Genomic DNA, 23025 nt, shown 5'->3' with positions numbered 1-23025 from the left:
CTCACTGGGCGGTCCAGAAGCATTTGCGTTCGGACGACGAGCTCGCGATCTTCGGGCCCGCCGTCGAAGAGGCCTGCGGCGCCGGGGTCTGCGGCAGCGTGTACACCGCGTCGAGCCGGATGCAGTACCGGGTACCAGGTTCCAGACCGGTCAGCACCGCGATCTCCGCCTTGTTCTCGTCGTCCTTGAGCCACACCGGCTGACCACCCTCGAACACCACCCGGTGCGGGTAAACGTAGGCGCCCTGGGTGTGCCAGGCAATGGTGATGCTCGTCGGGCTCCTGTCGGTCCGGCGCAGCCCACTGACCACCGGAGGGGCGAAGCTCGCTGTTACTTCTGGGGTTTCGTCAGGGTTCGAGCGGTCCGGGGCCATCACCGACAGAGCCACCAGCACCAGGACGAGGGTCGAGAGCCCGCCGAGCGCCGCCGTGACCAGGCGACGCTTCCATGACCAGCCCTGAGGTTTGTCCCGGATCACGTCCGCGCCCAGAACGGTCGGGGCGTCGGGTGTCCCGGTCACCTCGGAGGGCAACGAGAGGACGCCCCCGGAGGCTGCCGCGGATCGCTGCGGTACCAGCGTGGCTTCCTCCTGAAGGGCCCTCGGGTCGGCACCGCCGAGCAGGACCGCCCCGAACGGCAGCGACGCCGAGGGTTCCGAAGACCTTGACGAATCAGCCAGCTTCGGCGTGAACGACGGCCCGCCGGTGCTCGGTGACTCAGGCGGAACCGGACGCGGTGGCTGAGGCCGAGCCGGGCCCGACCGCCCCGGCGCCGTGATCACACCCGGCGCACTCGTCACCGGCAGCCCGCACTCCCGTTCGATCTCCTGCAGCCGGGTGACGATCCCGACGGCGTCCGGGCGGTCGTCCGGTTTCGTCGCGAGGGCCTGGGCGAGCAGATCGGTGAGGGACGAGGGGACGTCGGTGCGCACGAACGGCGGCGGCGCCGCCCGGAACCGCTGCTGGATCGAGGCGAGCGTGTTCCCCGGATCGACGGGGAACGGCGGGCGTCCCGCGAGGGCGGCGTACAGCGTCGACCCGAGCGACCAGATGTCGGAGCTGGGTGTCGGCTCCTCGTAGGCCATCACCTCGGGAGCGGCGTGCACCGGGGTCCAGACGGCGGTGGCCGTGCCGGCCTGACGGGCGTCCACCGCAATGCCGAAGTCGGCCAGCACCGGCTCGTTCAGCGCGGTGAGCAGGATGTTGCCCGGCTTGATGTCGCGGTGCAGCATCTGGTGCCGGTGCACGTACGCCAGCGCGGAGGTGACCTTGACGGCGAACGGCAGCAACACGGCCGTCGGCATCGGCCCGCTCTCGCGCAGGCCGTCGGCCAGGGAACCGCCCTCGTACCAGCGCATCATCAGGAACGGCTCGCCGCTGCGGGTGAGGCCGGAATGGTAGACGTCGACGATGTGCGGGTGCTCGCCGAGCATCCCGGTCATGCCCATCTCCCGGGCGAACCGCTCCCGGGTGCGCGGGTCGATACCGCTGGACTCGACGATCTTGATCGCCACGGTCCGGTTCAGGGCCGGCTGGTAGGCCTGGTAGATGCGGCTGAACCCGCCACTGGCGACGGCTTTCATCCCGGTGACGCCGTCGAGCTCGGGGATCGCCTCGACCAGACGGGAGGCTTCGTCGGTCATGCCCACCTCCGGGGCCGGGGGTCGATCCGGTGCAGGACGCGGCGCCACCACGACGACTTCCCGGCCAGCGCCTTCTCGATGTTGCGCAACAGCGTCCAGGCGTCCGGGCCGCCCGCCGGGCGTTCGGGACCGGCGTAGACCTCGGTGTCCACCAGATCGGCCAGGGCCCGGGCCTCGGAGTCGCTGCGCGAGGTGAGGCCGGAGAGCACCGTCCGCACCTCCGACGAGGTCTTCCCGGCACAGGGATGGCCGAGATCGGCCAGCCGGTCGAGCAGTTCGGCCCAGGCCCCGAGTGGACCGCTCCCCCGCCGACGCCGGCGGCGGGCCAGACCGAGCGCGAGCCCGGCCAGGGGCAGCATCACGATCAGGGCCAGCACCGACGCACCGACCACGATCAGGACGGCGTGGCCGGACCCGTCGGCGGGGCGGGCCGTCGGCGGCGGGACCGGATCCTGCTGCTGCGCGCTGTCCGAGGCGTCCTGCGGGCTGTCGGGCGTCTTCGTCTCCTGCTTCTCCTCCGGCTGGGTCTGCGCCGAGCCGGTGCGCTCGGGCACCGCGGAGAACGGCACCCAGCCGGCCCCGTCGAACCAGATCTCCGGCCAGGCGGTCGCGTCGCCGAAGCTCACCGTGACCTTGCCGCTGTCATCGGCCTTGCCCGCCTCGAACCCGACCGCGACCCGGGCCGGCAGACCCAGGCTGCGGGCCATCAGCACGTACGCGGTCGCGAACTGGTCGGGGGTGCCGTTGCCCGCACCGGTGGTGGTGTCGAGCAGTTCCAGCACCCGGGCGCAGCTGTCACCGGGCTCGGCCTCCGGGTCCAGGCGCAGAGACGGGGTGTCGTGGAACCAGGTCTGCAGCGCCTGCGCCTGGGCGTGGGCGTTCGACCCGGCGCCGGTGGCGGCCGTCTCGGCCAGGTTCAGGATGCGGTCGTCGGTGCAACCGTCCAAGGCCAGGCTGGGGTCTCCCGAGACGGCCCGTCCGGCGGGGGCTTTCTCCAGCCCGGTGAAGTCCGGCAGGGACACCGTCTGGTCGTAGACGCCGTGCACACCGTCCGGGTCGACGAGGGTCTCGCCGGTCAGGTCGTAGGTCATGCCGGGCCGGGCCAGGTGCTCCAGGCGACCGGGCACCGGCACGTAGACGCCGTCCAGATCGCCGGGGGTGATGCTCACCAGCGACGTGCCCGTGCTGTTCCCGGCCGAGGAGGCGGGCAGGTCGTAGCCGATCGGCACGGCCGGGGTGCTGCTGGTCCAGCGGATGCCGTCGTACGTGTCGAGGGAGGCGATGCGCCAGGGCTGCGGGTTCTCGCGCCAGCCCGCATCGACGGTGGCGGTGAACGCCGTGTCCTGGGAATGCCGCAGCCAGCCGGCGATCTCGTCCATCGGCGCGGTCGGCTGCTGCGCCCGCAGGGGCGGCGCGGTCAGGTGCCGGGGGTCGAGGGGCTCGCGCGCGGCGTCGGCCAGGGCCAGCCCGCCCGCGCAGCCCAGGGCCAGCACCAGGCCGGTCACCAGGACCGGAACGATCCGCAGACGCGGCAGCACCAGCAGGCCGGCCACCACCACGAACGGGAGGCTGACCAGCAGCGGCGATCCGGCGCCCCCGACGCCGCAGACCAGGGCCGTCAGCAGCAGGCACAGGGCCGGGGCCGCGAGCACCAGGCCTTCCCGGCTGCGGGCGATCGCCGTCGTCACGGCCGCGGCCAGCGCGCAGAGCACGGCGAACTGCGGCAGCAGGTCGGGGGCCGGGGGTGCGGGCAGCGTGGTGGTGAGGATGCGGGCCAGCCCCCCGGTCATCGCGTCGCTCACCCCGGTGACGGCCGCGGCCGGGCTCGCCGCCCGGGGCACCGCCACGGTGAGAGCGGTGATCAGGCCGGCCAGGAAGGCCAGGAGAACCAGGGCCACCACCCGGGCCGGGGTGCGCAGGGCCGGTGCAGACCTCGTCCCCTGATCGGCCAGCACGACCGCCCCCGCACCGAGCAGCACGCCCGCCAGGGCGGGCACCGGCAGCCAGGCCGCCGGGTAGATGCGCCACCAGGCCCAGGACGCGGCCAGGACGGTGAGGAGACCGAGGACGAGGCGACGCCCGGCGGCGGTGTCACGAGCCGGTTGCGGCGTGGCGGGCCGGGGTACCGGCCGGGACGTCACCGGAGCGCGGCGGGTGGGTGCGTCGAGCACCGGGGCGCTCATGCGTATCTCCGGTTCCAGGCCAGCGCCAGGTCGGCGGCGCTCGCCTCGGCGATGACAGAGACGCCGGAGTCGGTCAGGTGGCTCTGCGAGGGGCGCGGGTCGACGACGGCGGCCACCACCGTGCCCCAGCTCTGCCGAAGGGCGGCCAGGGACGAGAGTTCGCCCGCGGCGTTCGGTCCCAGCACGGCGACCGCACTGCGACCACCCTGGAACGACCCCTGCTGCGCCACACCGGCCAGGGACGGCCCACCGGGAGCAGCGGGCATCAGCGCGATACCCGCCAGCCCGTCCAGGACGGCGGCCGCGGAACCGGCCAGGGTGGGCCCGTTCACGGGTATCACCCGCACGGTCACCGCGGCCTCGAAGGCCATCGCCGCGACCGAGGCCGCGAACGAGACGGCCTGCTCGAAATCGTTCTCGGTGCGGTAGGAGTCGGCCCGGTCGTCGAGCAGGACGAGGATGTCGCTGCGGGTGCTGTCCACGTGCGTGCGCACGGTCAGCGGCCCGCCGCGGGCCAGTCCCTTCCAGTGGATGATGCGCAGGTCGTCGCCCATCACGTACTCGCGCAGGCCGGAGAACGTGACGCCGCTCTCCGAACCAGACGTGGTGCGCGGACCCTCGAGGTCACGCGAGCGCCCCTGGGCGGGCTGGCGCAAAGAATGGGTGACCGGACGGACGATCAGCTGCAGCAGGTCGCCGACCTCCCGCTGCCGGTGGGCGAGGTCGGTGAGGTCGTGCTGGTGCACCCGCAGCGGACCGACCGGGAAGACGCCCCGGCGGCTGGTGTCGAGTTCGTACACCACCCGCCGCACGTCGCCACCGCCCGGCGGGACCGGGATCTCGTGCACCCGGCCGCCGACCGTGTCGGTGGCGCGCATGGAACGCCCCCGGCCGCGCACGTGGATCTGCAGCATGCCCATGGCCGTCTCGCCGACGGTGACCCGCTGGGGCGAGATGCTGCGCTCGACCCGGACCGACACGCGCAGCACCACCTGGGCGACCGCGACCAGCACGAGGAGCCCGGCCGCTCCGGCCAGCCCGATCAGTTCGCGGTAACCGAGCGCGAAGCCGGCGACCAGGCCCACCCCCGCGACGGCCAGCAGGGCGCGCCCGGCCGGACTGAGCCGGATCCGGCCCAGGTCAACGGTTTCCGGGTTGCCCAGGCTCACCGGATCAGTCATCACCACCGGCGGCTGCCCGCTCCTGCCGCCCGCGAGGTCGGCGTGGGCAGGCCGCTGATCACCCGGTCAACGAGGTCGGCCTGGGTGACGCCGGCCATCTCGGCCTGCGGGGTGAGGATCAGCCGGTGCGAAAGCACAGCGGATGCCATGGTCTTCACGTCGTCGGCGGTGACGAAGTCACGCCCGTCGACGGCGGCCGAGGTACGGGACGCCCGCAGCAGGGCGAGGCTGGCGCGCGGGCTCGCCCCGATCCGGGCCTCCGGCAGCGACCGGGTGGCCCCGGTGACGGCGACGATGTAGTCGCGCACCTCGTCGGCGACGTGCAGCCGGGTGATGTGCTGGATCATCTGCTGCACGGTCTCGAGGGTGACGACGGGGCGGATCGACTCGACCGTCGGGCCGTTCGCCTCGTGCCGCAGCATCTGCGACTCGGTCTCCGCCTGCGGGTAGCCGATGCTGATCCGCATCATGAAGCGGTCGAGCTGGGCCTCGGGCAGGCGGAACGTGCCGTCCATCTCGACCGGGTTCTGGGTGGCGACCACCACGAACGGACGGGGCACCGGGTACTGCCGACCGTCGACCGTGACGTGCCGCTCCTCCATCACCTCGAGCAGGGCGGACTGGGTCTTCGGGGAGGCCCGGTTGATCTCGTCGGCGAGCACGATATTCGCGAAGACCGGGCCCGGGCGGAACTCGAACTTCTGCGCCTGCTGGTGGTACACGGTGATACCGGTGACGTCGGAGGGCAGCAGGTCGGGGGTGAACTGCACCCGCTGCCAGCGACCTTCGACGGTCGCGGCCATCGCCCGGGCGAGCGTGGTCTTGCCGACGCCGGGCACGTCCTCGACCAGCAGGTGCCCCTCGCTGAGCAGGGCGATCACGGCCAGCCGCACCTGCTCCGGCTTGCCCTGCAGGGCCCGCTCCACGCTGGACCGGATCTTTCCCGCGATCTCGGCAAGTTCAGACATCGTGCTCTCTCCTGTGTTTCGGCTGGCTCGTAGGGGGCGGGCTGACTGCGGGCGGTCAGACCCAGAAGTTCACGCCGGTCTTGGCGAAACCGGACGGTGCGGACTTGCCGACGGGCGCGTAGTAGTAGCCACCGTTGGAGTAGTGGTACTCGACGATCTGAGTGGCCCCGGCGTGCGCGGAAGTCCAGGCCCAGAAGGCCACTCCGGCGTTGCTCGTCCAATCGCCCGTGCAGGCCTTGGCCTGCTTGCGGACGATAGCCCGGGCCGTGACCATCTGGCAGCGCATCCACTGCACGGTGCCGGGCTGCTGCGCCGTTGGCACCTTGAACACCTCGACCCCGGTGTTCCACCGGGAAGCCTGGGCATTGTTGCAGTTGTTGGTCTTGTTGAGCATGTAGATGTCAGAGACCTGGTTCGACTGGCACTGGTAGAACGCCTTGCGCGGCGTCACCGGCTTCACCGTTCCCGAGACCCAGTCCCCGGCACCGTTCTTGTTCACGGCCCGCACCCGGACGTTGTGGTTGACGTCGTTGGTCAGTCCAGTAGCCGTGTAGCTGGTGGTGGTCACGGTCTTCGCCGCGCCCTGGTCGACGCTCACCTCGTACCCGGTGATCGGGCTCCCGGCGGCGTTCGCGGCGGTCCAGCTGACCGTGACCTGCTTGTCGCCGTTGACCGGGGCCTTGAACGTGATGGTGCCCGGCTTGCCCGACGGCACGGCCGGCGTACCCGCACTACCCGGCTGACCGTCGGCCGGTGCTGCCGCCTCACCGGTGCCACCCGTCGACCGGGCGGCCACCGTGACCGTGTACTGCGTGCCGTTGGTCAGCTCGGTCACGGTCGACTGCAGGCCGTTGGACTCGGTGGTCGTTGAGCCCCCGCCGACCACCGTGACGGTGACCACGTAGTTCTGGACGGTGCTGCGCGGACCGTCCGCGGCGGCGCCCCAGGTGACGACGATCTGACCGTCGCCCGGTGCCGCCGTCACGCTCTGCGGCGCTCCGGGCAGGTCGGCACTGGGCGTCACGTACTTGATGCGGGAGAGATCGCCCTGCCCCACCTCACTCAGCGCCCGCACCCGCACGCCGTACCGCGTGCCGTTGGTCAACCCGGTCAGCGTGTAGGTCAGCTGGTCGGCGCCGACCTGCTCGACGGGCGCGTTGTCGACGAGGATCTCGTAGCCGGTGATCGCGGAGCCGCGGTCGGCGGCGGCGCTCCACTCGAGCTCGGCCTTGGCGTCGTCCGCCGTGAGGGTGGCGATGGCCGGCGCCCCGGGGGCCTCGGGTTCGGCCTCGGTCGGCGTCGGTGACGGGGTCGGTGACTTCTCGACCTCGGGTTCGTCGGCCGGGGTCTCGTCACCCTGCGGGGTCTCGTCACCCGCGGACGGCTTGCCCGTCACCGGGTTGCCCTGGTTCCGCCGGGGCGTACGCGTGGGCTGACCCGCCGGGGTGTCCTCGGTCTCCGTCGGTGCCGTCTGCGGATCGGTCGGAGTGGTGGGCCTGGAGGTGTTCGCGGGAGAGGACTGGGGCGCCGGGTCCTGCCCGGGCCGGTACTTCTCGATCGGCACGATCACACCGTCGGGCTTCACGACCTTGACCTGATTACCACCGGAGTCGTTCAGATACAGCAGGTTTCCGTGAGCCTCGACGTCGGTGAGGTCGTTGTCGCCGACGTTCGGGATGGTCTTGCCCGCGGCGGAGCCGAGGTCGACCCGCACCAGGCTGCCGGAATCACGGTCGGTGACGTACCCGACGCCCGCGACGATGTCGACCTGGTCGACCTTCGTGCCCGAGGGCAGGCTCACGGCGCGGCCCTCCCCGTCGGCCGGCACCACCACGGCGCGCCCGTCCAGGCCGATCAGGAGGCTCCCGTCGTGATCGACGTCCACCTGAAGACCGTCGGTGCCCGAGCCTGCGGGCAGCGCCGGGAAGGAGCGGGCGGGATCATCGCCGTGCAGGGAGAAGGTGGATCCGGCCGTGGTGTTCACAGCCACGACGTGCTCACCCTGCTCGTCGGCGGCGACGGTCAGGTTCTCGCCCGGGCGGCCCACCTCGGTGCGGCCGCTCTCGTCGTCCCAGATCCGCACCACGACGCCCTCGGAGGGGATCGCGGCCCAGAGGTAGCCCTCGTTGTCGATGACGGCCTGGGTCACGCCCTTGATCGCGACGGCCTTCCCCGACGGCTCGAGGGTGTCGGGGTCGAGGCGCTGGACCTGGTTCTTCTTCGAGTCGATCAGCCAGGTGGCGGCGCTGTTGGCCACGATGTCGACACCGCTGGACAGGGGGCTGGGCGCGTCGGTGGCCTTGAGCTGCGCCCCGTCGATCAGCGTGGCGTTGCCCTGCTCATCCACCGCATAGGCACCGTCCGGCCGCTGCACGACCTTGAACGGCGAGCTCAGCGACCCGACCGGGACCGTCTTGCCGGCCTGCCCGGCATACCCGTTCACCCAGGTGACCGAGCCCTGCGCGACGTTGGCCAGCCAGGCGCCACCGTCCTGCAGGCGCACGACCGCACCGGTCGCCTGGGCACCGAGCAGCCCGGTACCCAGTACGAGCGCGAAAACCGCGACGCACGCAGCAAGTCCAACTCCCTGCCGTTTCTGCAACGGCAGGCGCCAACCCCAGTTCACCGGTCTCCCCCCGGAACGTCCTGCCGCTCCCGCTACGGGAGCCTGCCCCTCGACGTTCCTCTACCTACGCAAAAACACAGAGCTTTCCTTCAGCACCTTCGTCCGCCACCGTACCCAACTCATCTGCAAACTTGGCAAACTCTCGCAATTTTCACCGAATGCCATCGACCCGTGACGACGCGTGACGCTCTCGGGCGCAGGATTACCTTCGCCTTAGCAGCCGCTTAATGTTGACGGCCGGAATCTCTTTCCTGCGAACGAACTCGGACCCCCGCGATCGAGAGTGGTTGCATGTCCAGTTCTATCGAGCATCGGCACTGCACCGGCCATCTGCGGATCTCGTTTCTCACATAAGACCCACAGGTGACGAATCACCCGGTCGGATGTCCCGATGACCCAGAACCGGTCCATGAGATTCTGACCTCTCCTGCAGACGGAGAGGCGCTGCGACGGACCTCGGTTCGCCACGCTCCGTCCACACCCGACCGGAACAAGGGCGCCCCTCCGACGGAAGAAGGGGTGCCCGGATGCACGACGAACTGGTGGGACGGGTCGCGGCGATCCTCCGGTACCCGGTCAAGTCGATGGCGGCCGAGCCGCTGGAGTCGGCCGACGTCTCCTGGAACGGCCTGCCCGGCGACCGGCGGTGGGCCTTCGTACGGCCCGACCTGGAACGCAACGGCTTCCCCTGGCTGACCCTGCGTCAGCGCAACGACCTGAACGCCTACCGACCGCGCTGGGTGGATCCCACCCGCCCGGACCGGTCGGCCGTGCTGGTGCGCACCCCCACCGACGCCGAGTTGGAGATCACCTCCCCCGAGCTCGCCCAGGAGCTCGGCGCCCAGGTGATGAAGCTCGACCGGGGCGCGTTCGACAGCATGCCGCTGTCCCTGGTCTCGACCCGCACCGTCACGGAGATCGGTACCCTGGCCGGCACCCCGGCCGACGTGCTGCGCTTCCGTCCGAACCTCGTCGTCGAGCCGATCGGTGACGATGCGTTCCCCGAGGACGCCTGGGTCGGCGCCACCCTGCGTGTGGGCGGGATGACCATGCGGGTGGACCGCCGCGACAAGCGGTGCGTCGTCATCAACATCGACCCCGCCACGGGCCACCGCTCCCCCGAGGTCCTGAAGGCCGTCGCCCGGCACCGCGACACCTGCCTCGGCGTCTACGGCTCGGTCGTCGCCCCGGGCCCGGTGACCGTCGGCAGCCCGGTGTTCCGGGCCGGATCCTGAGGCGCGGGCACGAACAGCTCTGAGGAGAGCGGCCAGGTGCGGGATACTTGGACCCGCGACAACCGGCGATGGAGGTCTTCGGATGATCCCGGGTCTGATGGCCTTCACCCTGCTCTTCGGCAGTGAAGACCCGCTGGCCCCGGTCGGCCAGGCCCGCTGGCATCACCGCGACCTGACCCGGCAGGCCTGCGACGAGGAGGGCTGGGGCCCGGCCGCGGCCGACGAGACGTCCTGGGCGACCCTCGGCGTGGACCTGTACAGCTACCACCCGATCTGGGTGGCCCACGGTGGTCCGCGCCGCTGGGCCGCGGCCCGCCGCCTCAAGCAGTCGCTCGACAAGATTCACTTCGACGACCTGGCCGGAAGCGACGAGCTCGAGGAGATCTGGCGCCGCCTCCTCGGCGGCACCCGGATCGGCCTGGCCGAGGCCGGGAAGCACGACGATGTAGCCGCCGCACGGCATCTCATCGGTATCGGACTGCATGCGGTGCAAGACTTCTACAGCCACAGCAACTGGATCGACGCTCCACCGCGCCGCGACACCACCTGGCTCGAGACCTGGCCGGGTGCCCCGGTTCCGGACGGCCTGCTCACCGGCGGGGTGCACCACTCGCACGAGAGCCCCTCCCCGTCCCACGGCCGGGTGCGGCTCACCCCGGCGGCCCTGCTGCGCATCCCCGTCCTGTTCGTCGCGCCTTTGATCAGGCGCTTCCCGGCCCCCGGCCGGATGCCCCGGGGCGTGCGCGGATCCCGTTCCAGCGGCATCAATCTCGACTCCCGATGGCAGGCGGTCCAGGGTGCCGAGCAGCGCGAGCAGACCGATCTCGACGGTGGCGCCGCCTTCGACCTCGCCTACGCGCTGGCCCTGCGCGATTCCCGGCACTGGCTGCGTCTGCTCGCGCAGCAGGTGCCGGACGCGTTCTGGGCCCGGGTGACCTCCGGGCAGGCGGCCGACCGCTGGACGGCGGGGTTCGAACGTGAGCCCCTGTGCGACTTCCTGACGGCGGGCCAGTACCCACCCTTCGGCTCCCAGGACTCCGGGAACTGGTTCCTCAGGATCACTCTCGATCGGCGCCCGCGCGGCTGGGCCACGCTCTCCCAGGCCGGGAGCTCGCAGCGTTTCCGGGGCCGCGACCTGACCTTCGGGCCTCTCGACCCCGACTCACCGATCCACCTCACCGGCCTCGCGCCCAGCACCGCGGTGACCGCCCTGGCCTTCCGCCGGGCCCCCACACCGGTCGCCCGGCCACTGACCACCACCCGTCAGGCCGACGAAATCATCATGAGTTCGACTGGCCTGGAATGAGATTCATTGCCAGGAGCGCAGCACGGCGCGCTGGGCTTCGAGATCGCCGTCGCTGAGCCGAACGTATCCCTCCTCGGTGGGGGTCTGGCGGGCCACGACGTCCTGACCCCGGTCCGAGAGGGCGAGCTCGCAGTAGGCGTAGGCGATCGGGTCGATGCCCCGATCGTCTTCCCACAGATAGAGATTCAGTGGGTAGGTGAGGGGGTAGGCCGCCACGTCGATGATGGACGCGGTCACGAACGGTTCGTCGGCGGTGCGGCTGAGGGGCAGATGGCGCACGCGATCACTCACCTTCCCGGCGTCGCACCAGCCGGTCAGCCCGATCCCTAACGGCTCGTCCGCGACCGCCCGCACGACGTTCGCGCGTCCACCGACGTTCTCGCAGCGCACCGAGAGCTGTAGCCGCGGGACGAACCTCGCCCGGAAACCCCCGACGAACCCGAGCCCGTCGTCGGGCACGTACACGTGAATACGCCGCCCCGCCCAGCGCCCCTCCAGTCCCAGCTGCGACCAGCGGGTGAGGTCACCCGCCGGGTCCCCGTCGGCGAACACCCTGACCACCGACGCCAGATTGAGCCCGGGCAGCGGGTTGTCGCGATGCACGTAGAGAGACGGCGGTGTCTTGCCGTTGTCGCGCGGCCCGTGCCCGGAGTAGCCGATCCGAATACTGCGCGGAACCCGGCCGTGCGTGGCCCGGAACGCCTCCAACGGCGCCGGCCACACCTCCCGGGCCAGGGCGGTGAAGGGCGTGGCCCGGCTGAGCAGAGCCGGGAACCCGGGCGACGACCCCTCGTACACCCCGTGAAAAACCACGTCGGGATGGAGCTTCGTGAACTCCCGGTTCAGCTCGTCGAGAATGGCCGACATCCTGTCGTTCCCGACCAGCATCACCCGTGGCCACGTCCGGACCGATCGGCTTCCCGGCCATGGCTGCGCCCCAGCTGGCCCGCAAGGTCGCCCACTCCCCCGGCATCGCCCTGCTGCCCTCGATGGCGATGGGCGCGGTGCTGCTCAGCGCCGGCGACCTCCTGGCCCAGCGCCTGCTCAGTCCCTTCCAGATCCCGGTCGGACTGGCCACGGCGGCGCTGGGTGGGCTGAGGCCCCGTCCTTGTGGTGATCGAACGTCGTACTGCCTCGGTAGGATGCACCGTTCTGTCATTTATCAGGACGAATCGCCGAACTATCGGAGCACCGATGAGCGAGCGGGACAACTGGGATCGCATGTTCCACACGACCACCCACGGCGAACCGGAGATGCCGATCGAGCCCGCGCCGACTCCCCGACGGAGAGGGTGGATCCTGGTGGGGATCGCCGTCACCACCCTCGCCGTCACCGTGCCGCTGACGATTCTGGCCGTCGGTGACGACAACCCCTCACCGGTGGCCCTGCCCCCGGCCGCGAAGTCGAGTCCCGTCACCGACGCCGCCCCTCTCGACGTCTCGGTCACGCCTTTCACCGTGTGCAGCCGAAACATCCTGGTGGACCAGGTACCGGACGAGGTGGCGGCCCCGGTCGATGTGCAGGACACCCCGGCCTGGGTCACCGCGATGGACGGAGTCGTCACCGGCTATCACGACCTCGCGGTGACCGTGCAGGGTGTCGATGACCGTACGGTCGTGATCCAGGCACTGCACGTGCGGAGGATCAAGGCGCTGGACCCGCCCACGACCGGCAACGTCTATGTGCTGGGCGACGGGTGCGGCGGGGCGGTCGACACGTCGACCTTCACTGTGAACCTGGACAAGCTCCACCCGGTGCCCTCCTCCCCCGAGACCCAGGCCCTACCGCTGAAGACCAGCGAAGACGATCCGGTGGTACTGCAGGTCGCGGCCCAGGCCACGAGCCGCGGCGTCACCTGGTACCTGAAGATCGACTGGGCGTCCGGCAGCGAGCACGGCACGCTGAAGATCGACGACAACGGAAACCCGTTCCGCACCACTGGAGCCGCCGACCGGCCGATGTACTACTACGACCCCGGAGGCCGCGGCTGGGTGGCGGGTTAGCCGAGGACTGAGGCGTCGTGAACCCGGAGGGGCCCCGACCGAGCGGGATACGGCCGGGGCCCCTCTTCGCGCGTCCTGCTACTCGCTCAGCAGGTGATCGAGCTCGCCGGACTTCGCGCCGGCGACCCAGGCCGCGAACGCGCCACGGTCAAGCTGCAGCGTCGGGCCGTGCCCGCGCTGCTTGGTGTCGCGCACCTCGACGTTCGAGGCGCGCCTCATCTCAACGCAGTTGTTGTTCTGCGCACTCCGCCCCGACTTGATCCAGAGGGAAGGGTCCGGCGTTTCTGCCGTCATTCTTTGAACTCCTTGAGTGGGATGGTTTTTCGACGAATCACACCGAAAAGACGGGCGTACTCTTCGACCTGATTCGGAATATCCAAATACCTCCCTTCAACGGCGTTCTCGGTGTACACCACGTGCGGATACTTCCCGTCGCCAGACTGCAGCACTGTGAAGGCGCCAGACATCCACTGGTGCAGCCCGGACTCGTACGTCCACACGCGGATCTCGATGCCCCTCTGCCGCGACAACCGCGTCAGGTGAGCAAGCTGTTCGGGCATCAGGTTCGGGTCCGGAACACGCGCGCGCAGCACTGCCTCGTGAAGAATGAAGCGCAGCCTTGGCCGATCGGCACGAGCGAAGATTCGCTGCTGGCGCTCGAGCCTGTAGGCAAGCCTCTGGCGGCGGACATCCGCAGGAACATCGGCAGCCAGACCGATCAGATGCTCCGCATAGGAGGGAGTCTGCAGCAGACCCGGCAGGATCTCCGGTGCGTAGTCGAGGATGCCCGACGTTGCCGACTCCAGGTCGACCAGCATGGAGACGAGAGACGGAATCACGTCTCGATGTCTATCCGCCCAGCCCGGATCCTTGGCTCCCCGGGCGAGGGCGAGAAAGTTATCAGTCTCTTAATCGGTCATCTTGTAAAGCCTTGCCATCTCAAGAACTTGACCGTTCTTCACAGGCGTATGCGCATTTTCGATCCGCGACACCGTCATCACATGAACGCCCATGAGCTCGGCGACCTCCCCCTGCGTCAACCCAGCTCGTTCGCGTGCTTCCCGCAGCTTCGTCGAAAGCTGCCGCTGAGCGAGTGAGACGTGCCGCCCGGTCCCGTTTGATTTCACCTGTGCCCCCTTGGCCCCATCCGTGGCATTCATTCTGCGCTGCCGACCCAACAAAATGCATACTTGTTTTCCTGTTGACCCAACTGCGACGGTCTGTAGGTAGGAACTTACCGCTCGTGAGGGAGCAACGAGGATGCTGACATCAATCAGTGCAACGGTAATGCGCACCACAACGACGTCTTTCGCATCGTGACACCGATGCCGACCGCAGACTCCGGCATCACAGGTCGTCACATACATGCCGAGCTGACCGCGTTTCTGGAACAGTTGCAGGGCGAGACCGTGCAGTTGCTCCGAGACGGAAGTGCCGACCTGGCCGCGGGCCGGGTCACCCGGCAGGCGCTCACGGCCGTGCTCCGCGTGCTGGACGACCACACCGCGGACGCTCACGGCCAGTGCCGCAGCTGCCGTCGCCGGCAGGCCTGCCCGGCCGCCGAACTGCGGCAGGCCTACATCGACGAGTGGCTGGCCACCGGCGGTCTGGCCCAGCGCGTCGAGGGTGATCCTGATCGCGTCTCCACACGCCGCCAGAAATAGCTCGGCCACGGAAACATTCTGCGATGTGACCGTTTCCATGGGCTTCGGAGTCACCCCGTAAACCCCGCTGCCCCGGCCCCGGCCCTGTCGAACCAGCGCAGGGCAGTCCCCTCCCCTCGCGGGTCGGGGCAGCGGTCAGACCTCGGAGTACCGAAAGAGAGCTGATGCACATGCGACTCGGTGAAGGGGGCTTCGTCCCCACCTCAGCCACATCAATCGGAAACGGCTGGTTCAGATCCAGCGCGAGCAACAGCGTGACCGCTCGTCAGCGTGCCGCTGGTGACGTCGAGGTGGTGCACAGCCTGCGTATCGACTGTCACCGCGTCACCTTCACGGACACCCAGCGGGACACCTTTCTGGCCGAGCTGAGCGACAGGCCGTAGAGCATCGCCGATCCCGGCGCAAAAAGCCATCCTCGCGAACAGGATTCGTGTCGGACCCACCATCCCTCACGACGGCAGCTGAGCCCTTCCCCAGCGCCCGTCGCGAGGCTCCCACCACCCGCCGGCACCCCTGAGGCGCCGACCCTCCGCGGGCACGAAGGGCGTCGATAGACGGGCGTGCGACGCCGGCGGGGCGGACCCCCAGCGGGATCTAGGGGTCCGCTCCCGCCCAGCACCAGAACCACCCGCCCCCGGCACAGGATGCCGGACGCCCAGCGGGACACATGGAGGCGCCGAAGGGGCAGCGGCGCCACGAGCAGGGGGCGGGCTCGACGGGGATCCGGGCCCGTTCCCTGCACTTTCACCGATCAGGAGGATCACCATGCTCAGGACCGACGGCCGTTGGCAGAAGGCAAGTACCTCGGCCCGCGGCCGGGACTGCGTGCAGGTACGCGTCGACAGCCGAGGTGTCGGCATCGAGGTAGGCGACACGAAAATGAGCCAGGCCCTGCCCTTCTCCTTCACCCACGACGAATGGCGAGCCTTTCTCGACGCCGTCAAGGCCGGGGAATTCGATCTCGCGCCCTCCGGGTGCCGGCCGGGCCACTGAATCTTTCTTCGCACGACCTGCAGGGGGACAGGGAAACGAGCACGGGAGGACAATGCCGCTCAGCGAGATCATGCGCCAGGGCGGTCCGACAGAGCCCGGTCAGCGGTCGATTGAGGCCATGTTCACCTCGTCGTGACGCTCGCCCGCGGCGGGCCGCAGCGTGTTCAGGCGTTCGAGCTGGTCCGCGGTCAGCTCGATGGTGTCGGCGGCCGTGTTCTCCTCGACGCGGGCGACCCGGCGGGTGCCGGGGATCGGGGCGATGTCGTCCCCCCGGGTGAGAATCCAGGCCAGGGCGGTCTGGGCCGGGCTGGCACCGATTTCGGCCCCGATCGCCCTCACCTCGTCCACGATGGCCAGGTTTCGCCGGAAGTTCTCGCCGGTGAACCGCGGGTTGGTCGTGCGCCAGTCGTCGTCCCGGAAGTCGTCGACGGTGCGGATCTGACCGGTGAGCAGACCGTGACCGAGCGGTGAGTAGGGCACGAAGCCGATACCGAGTTGCCGCAGCAGCGGCAGGATCTCGTCCTCCACGTCGCGGGTCCACAGCGAGTACTCGGTCTGCAGTGCGGTGACCGGCTGCACGGCGTGGGCCCGGCGGATCGTGTCCGGCCCGGCTTCCGACAGCCCGAAGTGCACAACCTTGCCCTCGGCGATCAGCTCGGCCACCGCCCCGGCGGTCTCCTCGACCGGCGTGTTCGGGTCGACGCGGTGCTGGTAGTACAGGTCGATGTGATCGGTGCCCAGCCGCCGCAGTGAACCTTACACGGCAGCGCGGACATTCGCCGGGCTACTGTCGGCAACCCCTGGTGTGCTGCCGTTCCCGGTGTGGGCGATCAGGCCGAACTTGGTCGAGATGACCACCTGGTCGCGGCGACCCGCCAGGGCCCGGCCCACGAGTTCTTCGCTCAGGTAAGGCCCGTACACCTCGGCGGTGTCGATGTGCGTCACCCCGAGGTCGAGAGCACGGTGAATCGTGCGGATCGACTCGGAGTCGTCCAGAGCTCCCTCGCTGGTGTAGGTGCCGGCCATGGTCATCGCGCCCAGACCGATGCGGGAGACCTCGAGATGTCCGAGCTTGGCGTTCTTCATGGTGATGCATCCCTTCCGGTGATCCTGACCGCGATGAACCGCGGCGGACTCCAGGTAACGACCGGCCGGAAGAAGAAGGAACACGCTGATGACAGGTGTACTGACAGCCCACCCCGGGCGCCCCGTCACGCGCCTAAGCTCGAGAACGTGAGCAACCGTGACGAGGTCAAGGCGTTCCTCACCTCACGCCGGGCGAAGGTCACCCCGGAGCAGGTGGGGCTCAGCATGGTCAACCGTGGCCGCCGGGTGCCGGGGCTGCGGCGCAGCGAGGTCGCCGATCTGGCCGGGGTCAGCGTCGAGTACTACGCGCAGCTCGAGCGCGGGAACCTGGCCGGCGTGTCCGAAAGCGTGCTGGATGCCCTGAGCCGGGCGCTCCGCCTGGACGAGGCCGAACGGTGCCATCTGCTCGACCTCGCCGCAGCTGCCGGACCGGGCCGCGCCAGGCGCCGCAAACCGATCGCCGCCCAGGTCCGCCCCACGGTTCAGCGTCTGCTCGACCTGATGCCGGCGGTTCCGGCGATCATCAACAACGCCTATCTCGACACGGTGGCCGCCAACGACCTCGGCCGGGCGCTCTTCGCTCCCGTCTTCGACAGCTCCGTCCGGTTGCACGGTGGGCCGGTCAACCATGCCCGCTTCACATTCCTCGACGCCCGCGCCCAGGACTTCTGGACCGACTGGGAACGAGCCGCCGACGACGCCGTGGCTTCGTTACGCGTCGAGGCCGGCCGCAATCCCTACGACAAGAATCTCAGCGGTCTGGTCGGCGAACTGTCCACCCGCAGCGAGGCATTCCGGCGGCGCTGGGCCGCCCACGACGTCCGCCTGCACCAGCTCGGCACCAAGCACTTCCGGCATCCCGCGGTGGGCGAGATGCACCTGAACTTCGAGGTGCTGGAACTACCCGCCGACCCGGGCCTGCTCCTCGTCACCTTCACCGCCCCCGCCGGCAGCCCGGACGCCGACGCCCTCGCCCTCCTGGCCACCTGGGCCGCCACCCAGAACCCGAGCGAACTACCCCGTCAGTGAGAAGGACCGCTGCAACTCCAGGTCGTCGGCGCTGAGCCGCACCCAGCCCTCCTCGGTGAAGCCTGGCGGACCGCGCCAGAATCCGATCGGTTTCCTGACCATGGGCGCGGTGCTGCTCAGCGCGGCGACCTCCTGGCCCAGCACCTACTCAGTCCCTTCCACATCCCGGTCGGGCTGGTGACCGCCGCCCGGTGCGGGCTGTACCTGCTGTAGGTGCTGACCTGGAGGAAGGGATAGCGGCGCGTTGCCACTTCCCGCAATTGGTTATCAGATCAGATAACATGCACTCATGGACTCCGATCACGCCGCCGTGTGCCGAGGACTGAACCGCGCTCTGGAAGCCAGCGGGTTAAGTCAGAGCGCTTTCGCGGCCGCGCTCGGTACCTCTCCTTCACGACTCTCGACGTACCGGTCCGGGCGAACGGTCCCGTCCGCGGCTTTCTACCTACGAGCGCAACGCATCGGTGCCGCCCTCGGGGAGACCCTGGACAACGGCTGGACAACTCCGCCGGTTGTTGCCGACGCCATCACGAAGGCCCTGGCCGAACCCGACGAGATCTGGGCCTTCAAACTGGTGCTACAGGCTCGTGACCACGTTCATGAAGCCCTCCACACACGTCCGAAACTGGCGGGAGCCTGGGAAGCGATACCGCCGAGCACCGACCGGCCGGAGTGGGACGTCTTTCTTGCCGCAGTGATGGAGCACGAGTTCCGCAGCCTCTCTATGGAGCCGCCGGACTGGATGCAGCAGGCCGTCCTCACCGAGGACTGGATCCTGGACAGTCCACTGCTCGACGAGGAAGGCGTCCGTCGTTCCACGCCCTCCTGGCTGGCCCTGCGCAGGGTCTATGTCTCGAGCCGAGATCTGACAACCGTTTGACGGCCTCCCGGCCCTGAAAGGCAGGCTGTCATCACTGACGCAAACGCAAGGGGGCCTTTTCGATGAGCAGCTCATCCACCGAATTCACCGGACACGAGATGCAGCGACTGCTCGGCTTGCTGGATTCCAGCCTGCAGCAGCGTGGAATTGCGGCAGCGGTTTACGTCGTCGGTGGTGCCGCCATTGCCCTATCTATCGAAAGCGACAGACGTACAAGAGATATTGACGTTCTGGCCACTAGTTCTGCGGTACTGGAGGAAGCCCGTAAGATCGCGATCAACGAAAAGCTTGCACCCGGTTGGCTCAATCAGGCGGCCCGCCCGTGGATTCCTGCACCCAGCGACCTATCGGCACCCGAAGAGCCAGGTCTCAAAGTTATTTACGCGCCGCCCGAACACCTTCTCGCCATGAAGCTCATTGCCATGCGCAGGCAAGATGTTCCGGACATCGTCGCCTTGGCGCGCCGGATGGAACATGCTGAACGCCACCGCCGACGAGTACGCCGACCTGCTAGAACGCGTTTACGGAGATGTAGATTCGCTACAGCAGGTGCTGGGCGTACCTTACGAGGACGTACGAACCGAGGCCCTGGCGAGGGGCGCCATCGCAGTCCGTGCGGCGGAGGCGGTACGAAACCAGTGATTTCATCCGTCGATGACCCGGTCAGCGGTCGATAGAGGCCATGCTCGTCTCGTCGTGGCGATCGCCGGTGAAGTCAGCCAATTCTTTCTCGGCGCACCTACGCCACTGCCTGCGAGGCGCCGCCGTCGGTGGAGGAGAAGTTCGAGCAGGTCGCCGCGGGCCGGGGCATCGTGATGCCGCACCAGCGGGGTGAGGATCAGGCCGGGCATGAAACCCACGGTCAGACTCTCGCGATCGGCCTGGCGCAGACGCTGTTGCAGGGCCTGCGCCGAGTGCAGCAGCGCCTGGGCCTCGTCCCGCAACAACTCCCCGGCCGCGGTCAGCTTCGTCCCCGCTCGCGAGCGCTCGAAAAGCGTGACGCCGAGCTCTCGTTCGAGAGTGCTGATCGACCGGCTGAGAGCAGGCTGGGTAATGTGCAGCGTCTGCGCCGCCTGGCCGTAGTTCAGGGTGGCGGCGAGCGTCACGAAGTACCGCAGCCGGCGCAGATCCAGATCAGCCACTGTGGCGGCCGGTCAGGAGAGGTGGGCCAGCGCGGCGACGAGCCGGTGCTCGATGTCGGCGGGCCAGGGGAAGGCCGCCGTCACGGCCCGCTGATGGGCCAGGCCGTGCAGGCCGAGCCACAACGCGACGGCGTCGGTGGCCGGGTCCTGACTGGTCGATCGGCCCGCGGCGGCACAGTCGACGAGCACCCGGGTGAGGATGTCGAAGCTCTCCACCCCCAGCGCGCCCAGGTCGTCCGCGGTCACCGAGGTGCCCTCCCCCAGTGTCGGCACCCAGAGCCCGCCGAACATCGTGCGGTAGCGCTCGGGGTGGGTCTGCGCGAACTTCAGGTACGCGTGACAGACCGACTCGAGCCGACGACGCGGGTCGTCCCCCGCGTCCGCCGCCCGCAGGGATGCGTTCAGCTCCCCGAAGGCGCTCTGTACGACGGCGAGCATGATCGCCGGCTGGTCGGGGAAATGCTTGTAGATCGACGGTGCCGCAATACCGGCCTGGCGGGCGATCGAGCGCAGCGTCAGATTCCGCTCGTCGCCGGTCTCGTCGAGCAGGTCGATGGCGGCCTGGATGATCTCCTCGCGCAGGCGGCCGCCCTCACCCCGGCGATTACGTGTACGGGTCGTCCCGGTCTTCTCCACCCCCTGATAATACGCACGTAACCTTTCAGTCGTTAACCGCCATTGTCTGTCACGCTGGACCCATGTCCCTTTTGCCCTCCACCCATCTGTCTGCGGCTTCGTGGATCACCGGAGCGGCACAAGACTGGTCCGACACCGCCAAATTCGGGCTGCTGAGCCTGCCCGCGCACGCCCGGCTGCGGTTCATGCCCGATCCCGATCAGCCGGGCGGGGGCGAGAACGACGTTCCGCCGATCTCCGAGCACCGCCAGCTGGGCCTGGTCCTCGACGTCCTGTCCCGCCACACCCGCACCCCGGCTCTGGGTTACTTCTGCCTCTGGGAAGGGTGGGGCGTCGTCCCCGAAGGGTCCGGGCCCGCCGAGGTCGAGATCCCCAACCGCGCCTACTACCTCTTCGAGGGCCCGCTGAGTGCTTTCGGGCAATGGATTCCGGGCCACGACGAAGACCCACCGCCCCCGGCGTTCGTCTGGCCGGCCGACCACGCCTGGTGCGTGGCCCGCGACATCGACCCGCACTGGGCCGGCATCGGCGCCTCCGAGGCCGCTGTCGAAGAACTCCTGACCGTGCCCGGCCTCGACATCGTGCGAGCTGACCCGACCCAGGAACAACCCCACTATTTCTGACGGGGTGCGTCCTCTGTCCGGACGCACCGGCTTTCCTTGACCGACCCCGAAAGCTTGCGACTGCCGATCATTGAGGACGCGGTTGCTCACCTCGGTTCCGCCGGCACCGGACCAGCCCTGATCGGCAGACCCCGTCGGCCGCAGTGGTCGTGCGATAAGCCCGGGTGTCGGCATGCCTCCCGAAACCCGGGCTCGCCGAGAGGACTCGATGCCAGGAGCGAGGCCTGTGCGTTGTGTACACCTGGTACATCCGGTACCGGATGTACCAGGTGTACACAACGCTGAGGCCCTTGCCCCAGGACTCGTGGTGCCGGTGGCGACACTCAGAACCCTCCGTGGACGAAGCTCTCCGTGGACGGCCACGAGATGCACCCGGCCCGAAGCTCACTCGCCCCTACCCACACAACCGTGAGAGCCCAGGCGCACCGAGCCAGGACACCGGGCCCGCTTCGACGGGCTGAACGGCCCCCATCAGCTGGGCAGCCGAGCACCTACGGTTCGTAGGCACGGATCATCCCGTGGGATCTCCCTGGTAGACGTCGGGAATCCCGTCACCGTCGCGGTCGGCGCTCTCGGCCTCGTGCAGACGACGGTACGTGCGGTTGCGCAGCCGCAGCACGACGGTGGCCAGCACCGCCGCGAGCAGACTGCCGGCGAGCACGCCGACCTTGACGTGCTCGTCCCGCAGGCTTCCGGCCCCGAAGGCCAGCTCGCCGATCAGCAGGGACACGGTGAACCCGATCCCGGCCAGCAGGGCCAGGCCGAAGACGTCGATCCAGCTGAGGCTTTCGTCGAGCTTCGCGTTGGTGAAACGGGACATGGCGAAGGTCGCGGTGAAGATGCCGATGGTCTTGCCGCCGACCAGCCCGGCGATGATCCCGAGGGCGATCGGGTCACGCAGCGCATCGCCGAGACCGCTGAGGCCACCCACGGCGACACCGGCGGAGAAGAAGGCGAAGACCGGCACCGCGAACCCGGTCGAGATCGGCCGGAACCGGTGCTCGAAGTGCTCGGCCAGTCCCGGGCCGGCGTCGGGGCCACCCGCGGCCTGGCTGCGGATGACCGGCACGGCGAACCCGAGCAGGACCCCGGCGACCGTGGCGTGGATACCGGAAGCGTGCACCAGGGCCCAGGTGATCACGGCCAGCGGCAGCAGGAGCCACCAGGAACGCACGCGGCGCTGGACCAGGACGGTGAAGGCGCCGAGGGTGAGCGCGGCGAGCAGCAGCGGTACGAGGCTCAGGTCGGAGGTGAAGAAAACGGCGATGATGACGATGGCCAGGAGGTCGTCGACCACGGCCAGGGTCAGCAGGAACGTGCGCAGGGCCACCGGCAGGTGACTGCTGATCACGGCCAGCACCGCCAGGGCGAAGGCGATGTCGGTGGCGGTCGGGATGGCCCAGCCCTGGAGCGCGCCGTCTCCGGTGCCCCGGTTGACCAGCACGAAGATCACGGCGGGCGCGATCATGCCGCCGATCGCAGCGGTGACCGGGAGCGCGGCCCGGCGGGGATCGCGCAGGTCACCGGCGACGAACTCGCGCTTGAGTTCCAGCCCGGCCACGAAGAAGAAGATCGCCAGCAGACCGTCGGCAGCCCACTGCCCGAGCGTCAGGTCGAGATGAAGGCTGTGCGGCCCGACCGTGGTGTCGCGCAGTGACGTGTACCCGCCGGACCAGGCCGAGTTGGCCCAGACCAGCGCCAGCACGGTTGCGACCAGGAGCAGCGCACCCCCGACGGTCTCCTTGCGCAGCACGTCGGCGATCCGCCGGGACTCGGGCCAGGTACCGCGGCCGAACAAGCGAGGGCCAGAACGGGGTGAAGACATGG

22 protein-coding genes and 3 pseudogenes are annotated in these 23025 nt (G+C 69.4%); 12 read left to right on the top strand and 13 right to left on the bottom strand.

Going from position 1 to position 23025, the window contains the following annotated elements:
• Window position 1: 1 nt before the first annotated feature.
• The 5 genes from QSK05_RS12060 to QSK05_RS12040 are packed head-to-tail and all read right to left on the bottom strand — an operon-like array spanning window position 2 to window position 8600.
• Entirely contained in the window at window positions 2-1642 is a 1641-nt protein-coding gene (locus tag QSK05_RS12060) for a protein kinase domain-containing protein (RefSeq protein ID WP_285597154.1), read from the bottom strand.
• Window positions 1639-3825, bottom strand: coding sequence for a transglutaminase TgpA family protein (locus QSK05_RS12055; RefSeq protein ID WP_285597152.1), 2187 nt, complete (start codon window positions 3823-3825; stop codon window positions 1639-1641). The genes QSK05_RS12060 and QSK05_RS12055 overlap by 4 nt, the downstream gene beginning before the upstream one ends.
• The gene (locus QSK05_RS12050) at window positions 3822-5006 is read right to left on the bottom strand and encodes a DUF58 domain-containing protein (protein ID WP_285597150.1); all 1185 of its coding nucleotides are present in this window, start codon (window positions 5004-5006) and stop codon (window positions 3822-3824) included. Before QSK05_RS12050 ends, QSK05_RS12055 begins: the two co-directional genes overlap by 4 nt.
• Window positions 5006-5974 carry an AAA family ATPase gene (locus QSK05_RS12045; protein ID WP_285597148.1) on the bottom strand — a complete coding sequence of 323 codons (969 nt, stop codon included), beginning with the start codon at window positions 5972-5974 and terminating at the stop codon, window positions 5006-5008. Before QSK05_RS12045 ends, QSK05_RS12050 begins: the two co-directional genes overlap by 1 nt.
• 55 nt (window positions 5975-6029) lie before the next feature.
• A complete protein-coding gene (locus QSK05_RS12040; RefSeq protein ID WP_285597146.1) occupies window positions 6030-8600 on the bottom strand; it encodes a fibronectin type III domain-containing protein in 2571 nt (856 codons plus the stop codon).
• Between the two features lie 527 nt (window positions 8601-9127).
• Here QSK05_RS12040 and QSK05_RS12035 point away from each other — a divergent pair.
• Both QSK05_RS12035 and QSK05_RS12030 read left to right on the top strand, forming a co-directional pair.
• Window positions 9128-9835, top strand: a complete 708-nt coding sequence (locus QSK05_RS12035; protein WP_285597144.1) for an MOSC domain-containing protein — start codon at window positions 9128-9130, stop codon at window positions 9833-9835.
• A gap of 82 nt (window positions 9836-9917) precedes the next feature.
• Complete coding sequence (locus QSK05_RS12030; protein ID WP_285597143.1) at window positions 9918-11141, top strand: hypothetical protein; 1224 nt, start codon at window positions 9918-9920, stop codon at window positions 11139-11141.
• 3 nt (window positions 11142-11144) lie between these two features.
• Here QSK05_RS12030 and QSK05_RS12025 read toward each other — a convergent pair whose 3' ends face one another.
• On the bottom strand, window positions 11145-12008 hold the full coding sequence (locus tag QSK05_RS12025) for a PstS family phosphate ABC transporter substrate-binding protein (RefSeq protein ID WP_285597140.1): 864 nt from the start codon (window positions 12006-12008) through the stop codon (window positions 11145-11147).
• 26 nt (window positions 12009-12034) lie between these two features.
• Here QSK05_RS12025 and QSK05_RS36320 point away from each other — a divergent pair.
• Window positions 12035-12238 (top strand): annotated as a pseudogene (locus tag QSK05_RS36320) (iron chelate uptake ABC transporter family permease subunit); the annotation flags it as partial.
• Between the two features lie 97 nt (window positions 12239-12335).
• Window positions 12336-13145 (top strand): hypothetical protein, encoded by an 810-nt coding sequence (locus QSK05_RS12020; protein ID WP_285597138.1) that lies wholly within the window; start codon window positions 12336-12338, stop codon window positions 13143-13145.
• A 78-nt stretch (window positions 13146-13223) separates the two neighbouring features.
• Here QSK05_RS12020 and QSK05_RS12015 read toward each other — a convergent pair whose 3' ends face one another.
• The 3 genes from QSK05_RS12015 to QSK05_RS12005 all read right to left on the bottom strand — a co-directional run bounded on the left by QSK05_RS12015 (window position 13224) and on the right by QSK05_RS12005 (window position 14443).
• On the bottom strand, window positions 13224-13439 hold the full coding sequence (locus QSK05_RS12015; RefSeq protein ID WP_285597137.1) for a DUF397 domain-containing protein: 216 nt from the start codon (window positions 13437-13439) through the stop codon (window positions 13224-13226).
• A complete protein-coding gene (locus QSK05_RS12010; protein ID WP_285597135.1) occupies window positions 13436-13963 on the bottom strand; it encodes a DUF5753 domain-containing protein in 528 nt (175 codons plus the stop codon). The genes QSK05_RS12015 and QSK05_RS12010 overlap by 4 nt, the downstream gene beginning before the upstream one ends.
• 90 nt (window positions 13964-14053) lie before the next feature.
• The gene (locus QSK05_RS12005; protein WP_285597133.1) at window positions 14054-14443 is read right to left on the bottom strand and encodes a helix-turn-helix transcriptional regulator; all 390 of its coding nucleotides are present in this window, start codon (window positions 14441-14443) and stop codon (window positions 14054-14056) included.
• A gap of 27 nt (window positions 14444-14470) precedes the next feature.
• Between QSK05_RS12005 and QSK05_RS12000 the strand changes: the two genes are divergently transcribed.
• From QSK05_RS12000 to QSK05_RS11990, 3 genes are all read left to right on the top strand, one after another.
• A complete protein-coding gene (locus tag QSK05_RS12000) occupies window positions 14471-14809 on the top strand; it encodes a hypothetical protein (RefSeq protein ID WP_285597132.1) in 339 nt (112 codons plus the stop codon).
• A 254-nt stretch (window positions 14810-15063) separates the two neighbouring features.
• A complete protein-coding gene (locus QSK05_RS11995) occupies window positions 15064-15192 on the top strand; it encodes a hypothetical protein (protein WP_285597130.1) in 129 nt (42 codons plus the stop codon).
• A gap of 382 nt (window positions 15193-15574) precedes the next feature.
• On the top strand, window positions 15575-15802 hold the full coding sequence (locus QSK05_RS11990; protein ID WP_285597129.1) for a DUF397 domain-containing protein: 228 nt from the start codon (window positions 15575-15577) through the stop codon (window positions 15800-15802).
• A 99-nt stretch (window positions 15803-15901) separates the two neighbouring features.
• Here the strand turns inward: QSK05_RS11990 and QSK05_RS11985 are convergent.
• Window positions 15902-16888 (bottom strand): annotated as a pseudogene (locus tag QSK05_RS11985) (aldo/keto reductase).
• A gap of 147 nt (window positions 16889-17035) precedes the next feature.
• Here QSK05_RS11985 and QSK05_RS11980 point away from each other — a divergent pair.
• From QSK05_RS11980 to QSK05_RS36315, 4 genes and pseudogenes are all read left to right on the top strand, one after another.
• Window positions 17036-17917, top strand: a complete 882-nt coding sequence (locus QSK05_RS11980) for a helix-turn-helix domain-containing protein (protein WP_285597128.1) — start codon at window positions 17036-17038, stop codon at window positions 17915-17917.
• Window positions 17918-18017: 100 nt separating this feature from the next.
• A pseudogene (locus tag QSK05_RS36625) lies at window positions 18018-18130 on the top strand (enterobactin ABC transporter permease); the annotation flags it as partial.
• Window positions 18131-18206: 76 nt separating this feature from the next.
• Entirely contained in the window at window positions 18207-18797 is a 591-nt protein-coding gene (locus tag QSK05_RS11970) for a helix-turn-helix domain-containing protein (RefSeq protein WP_285597124.1), read from the top strand.
• A 62-nt stretch (window positions 18798-18859) separates the two neighbouring features.
• Window positions 18860-19474, top strand: coding sequence for a DUF6036 family nucleotidyltransferase (locus QSK05_RS36315; RefSeq protein ID WP_352300933.1), 615 nt, complete (start codon window positions 18860-18862; stop codon window positions 19472-19474).
• Here the strand turns inward: QSK05_RS36315 and QSK05_RS11965 are convergent.
• Window positions 19442-19939, bottom strand: coding sequence for a LysR family transcriptional regulator (locus QSK05_RS11965; RefSeq protein ID WP_285597122.1), 498 nt, complete (start codon window positions 19937-19939; stop codon window positions 19442-19444). The two genes, QSK05_RS36315 and QSK05_RS11965, sit on opposite strands and share 33 nt — an antisense overlap.
• A gap of 12 nt (window positions 19940-19951) precedes the next feature.
• Complete coding sequence (locus QSK05_RS11960; protein WP_285597120.1) at window positions 19952-20575, bottom strand: TetR/AcrR family transcriptional regulator; 624 nt, start codon at window positions 20573-20575, stop codon at window positions 19952-19954.
• Between the two features lie 62 nt (window positions 20576-20637).
• On the opposite strand from QSK05_RS11960, the gene QSK05_RS11955 reads away from it, so the two are divergent.
• A complete protein-coding gene (locus QSK05_RS11955; RefSeq protein ID WP_285597118.1) occupies window positions 20638-21198 on the top strand; it encodes a hypothetical protein in 561 nt (186 codons plus the stop codon).
• Window positions 21199-21709: 511 nt separating this feature from the next.
• Here the strand turns inward: QSK05_RS11955 and nhaA are convergent.
• Window positions 21710-23023 (bottom strand): Na+/H+ antiporter NhaA, encoded by a 1314-nt coding sequence (gene nhaA / locus QSK05_RS11950; protein WP_285597116.1) that lies wholly within the window; start codon window positions 23021-23023, stop codon window positions 21710-21712.
• Window positions 23024-23025 lie beyond the last annotated feature (2 nt).

This window comes from Kineosporia sp. NBRC 101731, assembly GCF_030269305.1.
GTDB lineage: Bacteria > Actinomycetota > Actinomycetes > Actinomycetales > Kineosporiaceae > Kineosporia.
Note: the sequence above shows the minus strand (reverse complement) of the source record. Positions and strands in the feature narration are given on the sequence as shown.

What these genes read in the sequence shown, in the direction of transcription:
- QSK05_RS12025 (WP_285597140.1), bottom strand. Translation starts at nt 12,008, where the DNA reads ATGTCGGCCATTCTCGACGAGCTGAACCGGGAGTTCACGAAGCTCCAT.
- QSK05_RS36315 (WP_352300933.1), top strand. Translation starts at nt 18,860, where the DNA reads ATGAGCAGCTCATCCACCGAATTCACCGGACACGAGATGCAGCGACTG.
- QSK05_RS12010 (WP_285597135.1), bottom strand. Translation starts at nt 13,963, where the DNA reads ATGCTGGTCGACCTGGAGTCGGCAACGTCGGGCATCCTCGACTACGCA.
- QSK05_RS12035 (WP_285597144.1), top strand. Translation starts at nt 9,128, where the DNA reads ATGCACGACGAACTGGTGGGACGGGTCGCGGCGATCCTCCGGTACCCG.
- QSK05_RS12030 (WP_285597143.1), top strand. Translation starts at nt 9,918, where the DNA reads ATGATCCCGGGTCTGATGGCCTTCACCCTGCTCTTCGGCAGTGAAGAC.
- QSK05_RS12020 (WP_285597138.1), top strand. Translation starts at nt 12,336, where the DNA reads ATGAGCGAGCGGGACAACTGGGATCGCATGTTCCACACGACCACCCAC.
- QSK05_RS12045 (WP_285597148.1), bottom strand. Translation starts at nt 5,974, where the DNA reads ATGTCTGAACTTGCCGAGATCGCGGGAAAGATCCGGTCCAGCGTGGAG.
- QSK05_RS12050 (WP_285597150.1), bottom strand. Translation starts at nt 5,006, where the DNA reads ATGACTGATCCGGTGAGCCTGGGCAACCCGGAAACCGTTGACCTGGGC.
- nhaA (WP_285597116.1), bottom strand. Translation starts at nt 23,023, where the DNA reads ATGTCTTCACCCCGTTCTGGCCCTCGCTTGTTCGGCCGCGGTACCTGG.
- QSK05_RS12000 (WP_285597132.1), top strand. Translation starts at nt 14,471, where the DNA reads ATGCCGACCGCAGACTCCGGCATCACAGGTCGTCACATACATGCCGAG.
- QSK05_RS12015 (WP_285597137.1), bottom strand. Translation starts at nt 13,439, where the DNA reads ATGACGGCAGAAACGCCGGACCCTTCCCTCTGGATCAAGTCGGGGCGG.
- QSK05_RS12060 (WP_285597154.1), bottom strand. Translation starts at nt 1,642, where the DNA reads ATGACCGACGAAGCCTCCCGTCTGGTCGAGGCGATCCCCGAGCTCGAC.
- QSK05_RS11990 (WP_285597129.1), top strand. Translation starts at nt 15,575, where the DNA reads ATGCTCAGGACCGACGGCCGTTGGCAGAAGGCAAGTACCTCGGCCCGC.
- QSK05_RS12055 (WP_285597152.1), bottom strand. Translation starts at nt 3,825, where the DNA reads ATGAGCGCCCCGGTGCTCGACGCACCCACCCGCCGCGCTCCGGTGACG.
- QSK05_RS11955 (WP_285597118.1), top strand. Translation starts at nt 20,638, where the DNA reads ATGTCCCTTTTGCCCTCCACCCATCTGTCTGCGGCTTCGTGGATCACC.
- QSK05_RS11970 (WP_285597124.1), top strand. Translation starts at nt 18,207, where the DNA reads ATGGACTCCGATCACGCCGCCGTGTGCCGAGGACTGAACCGCGCTCTG.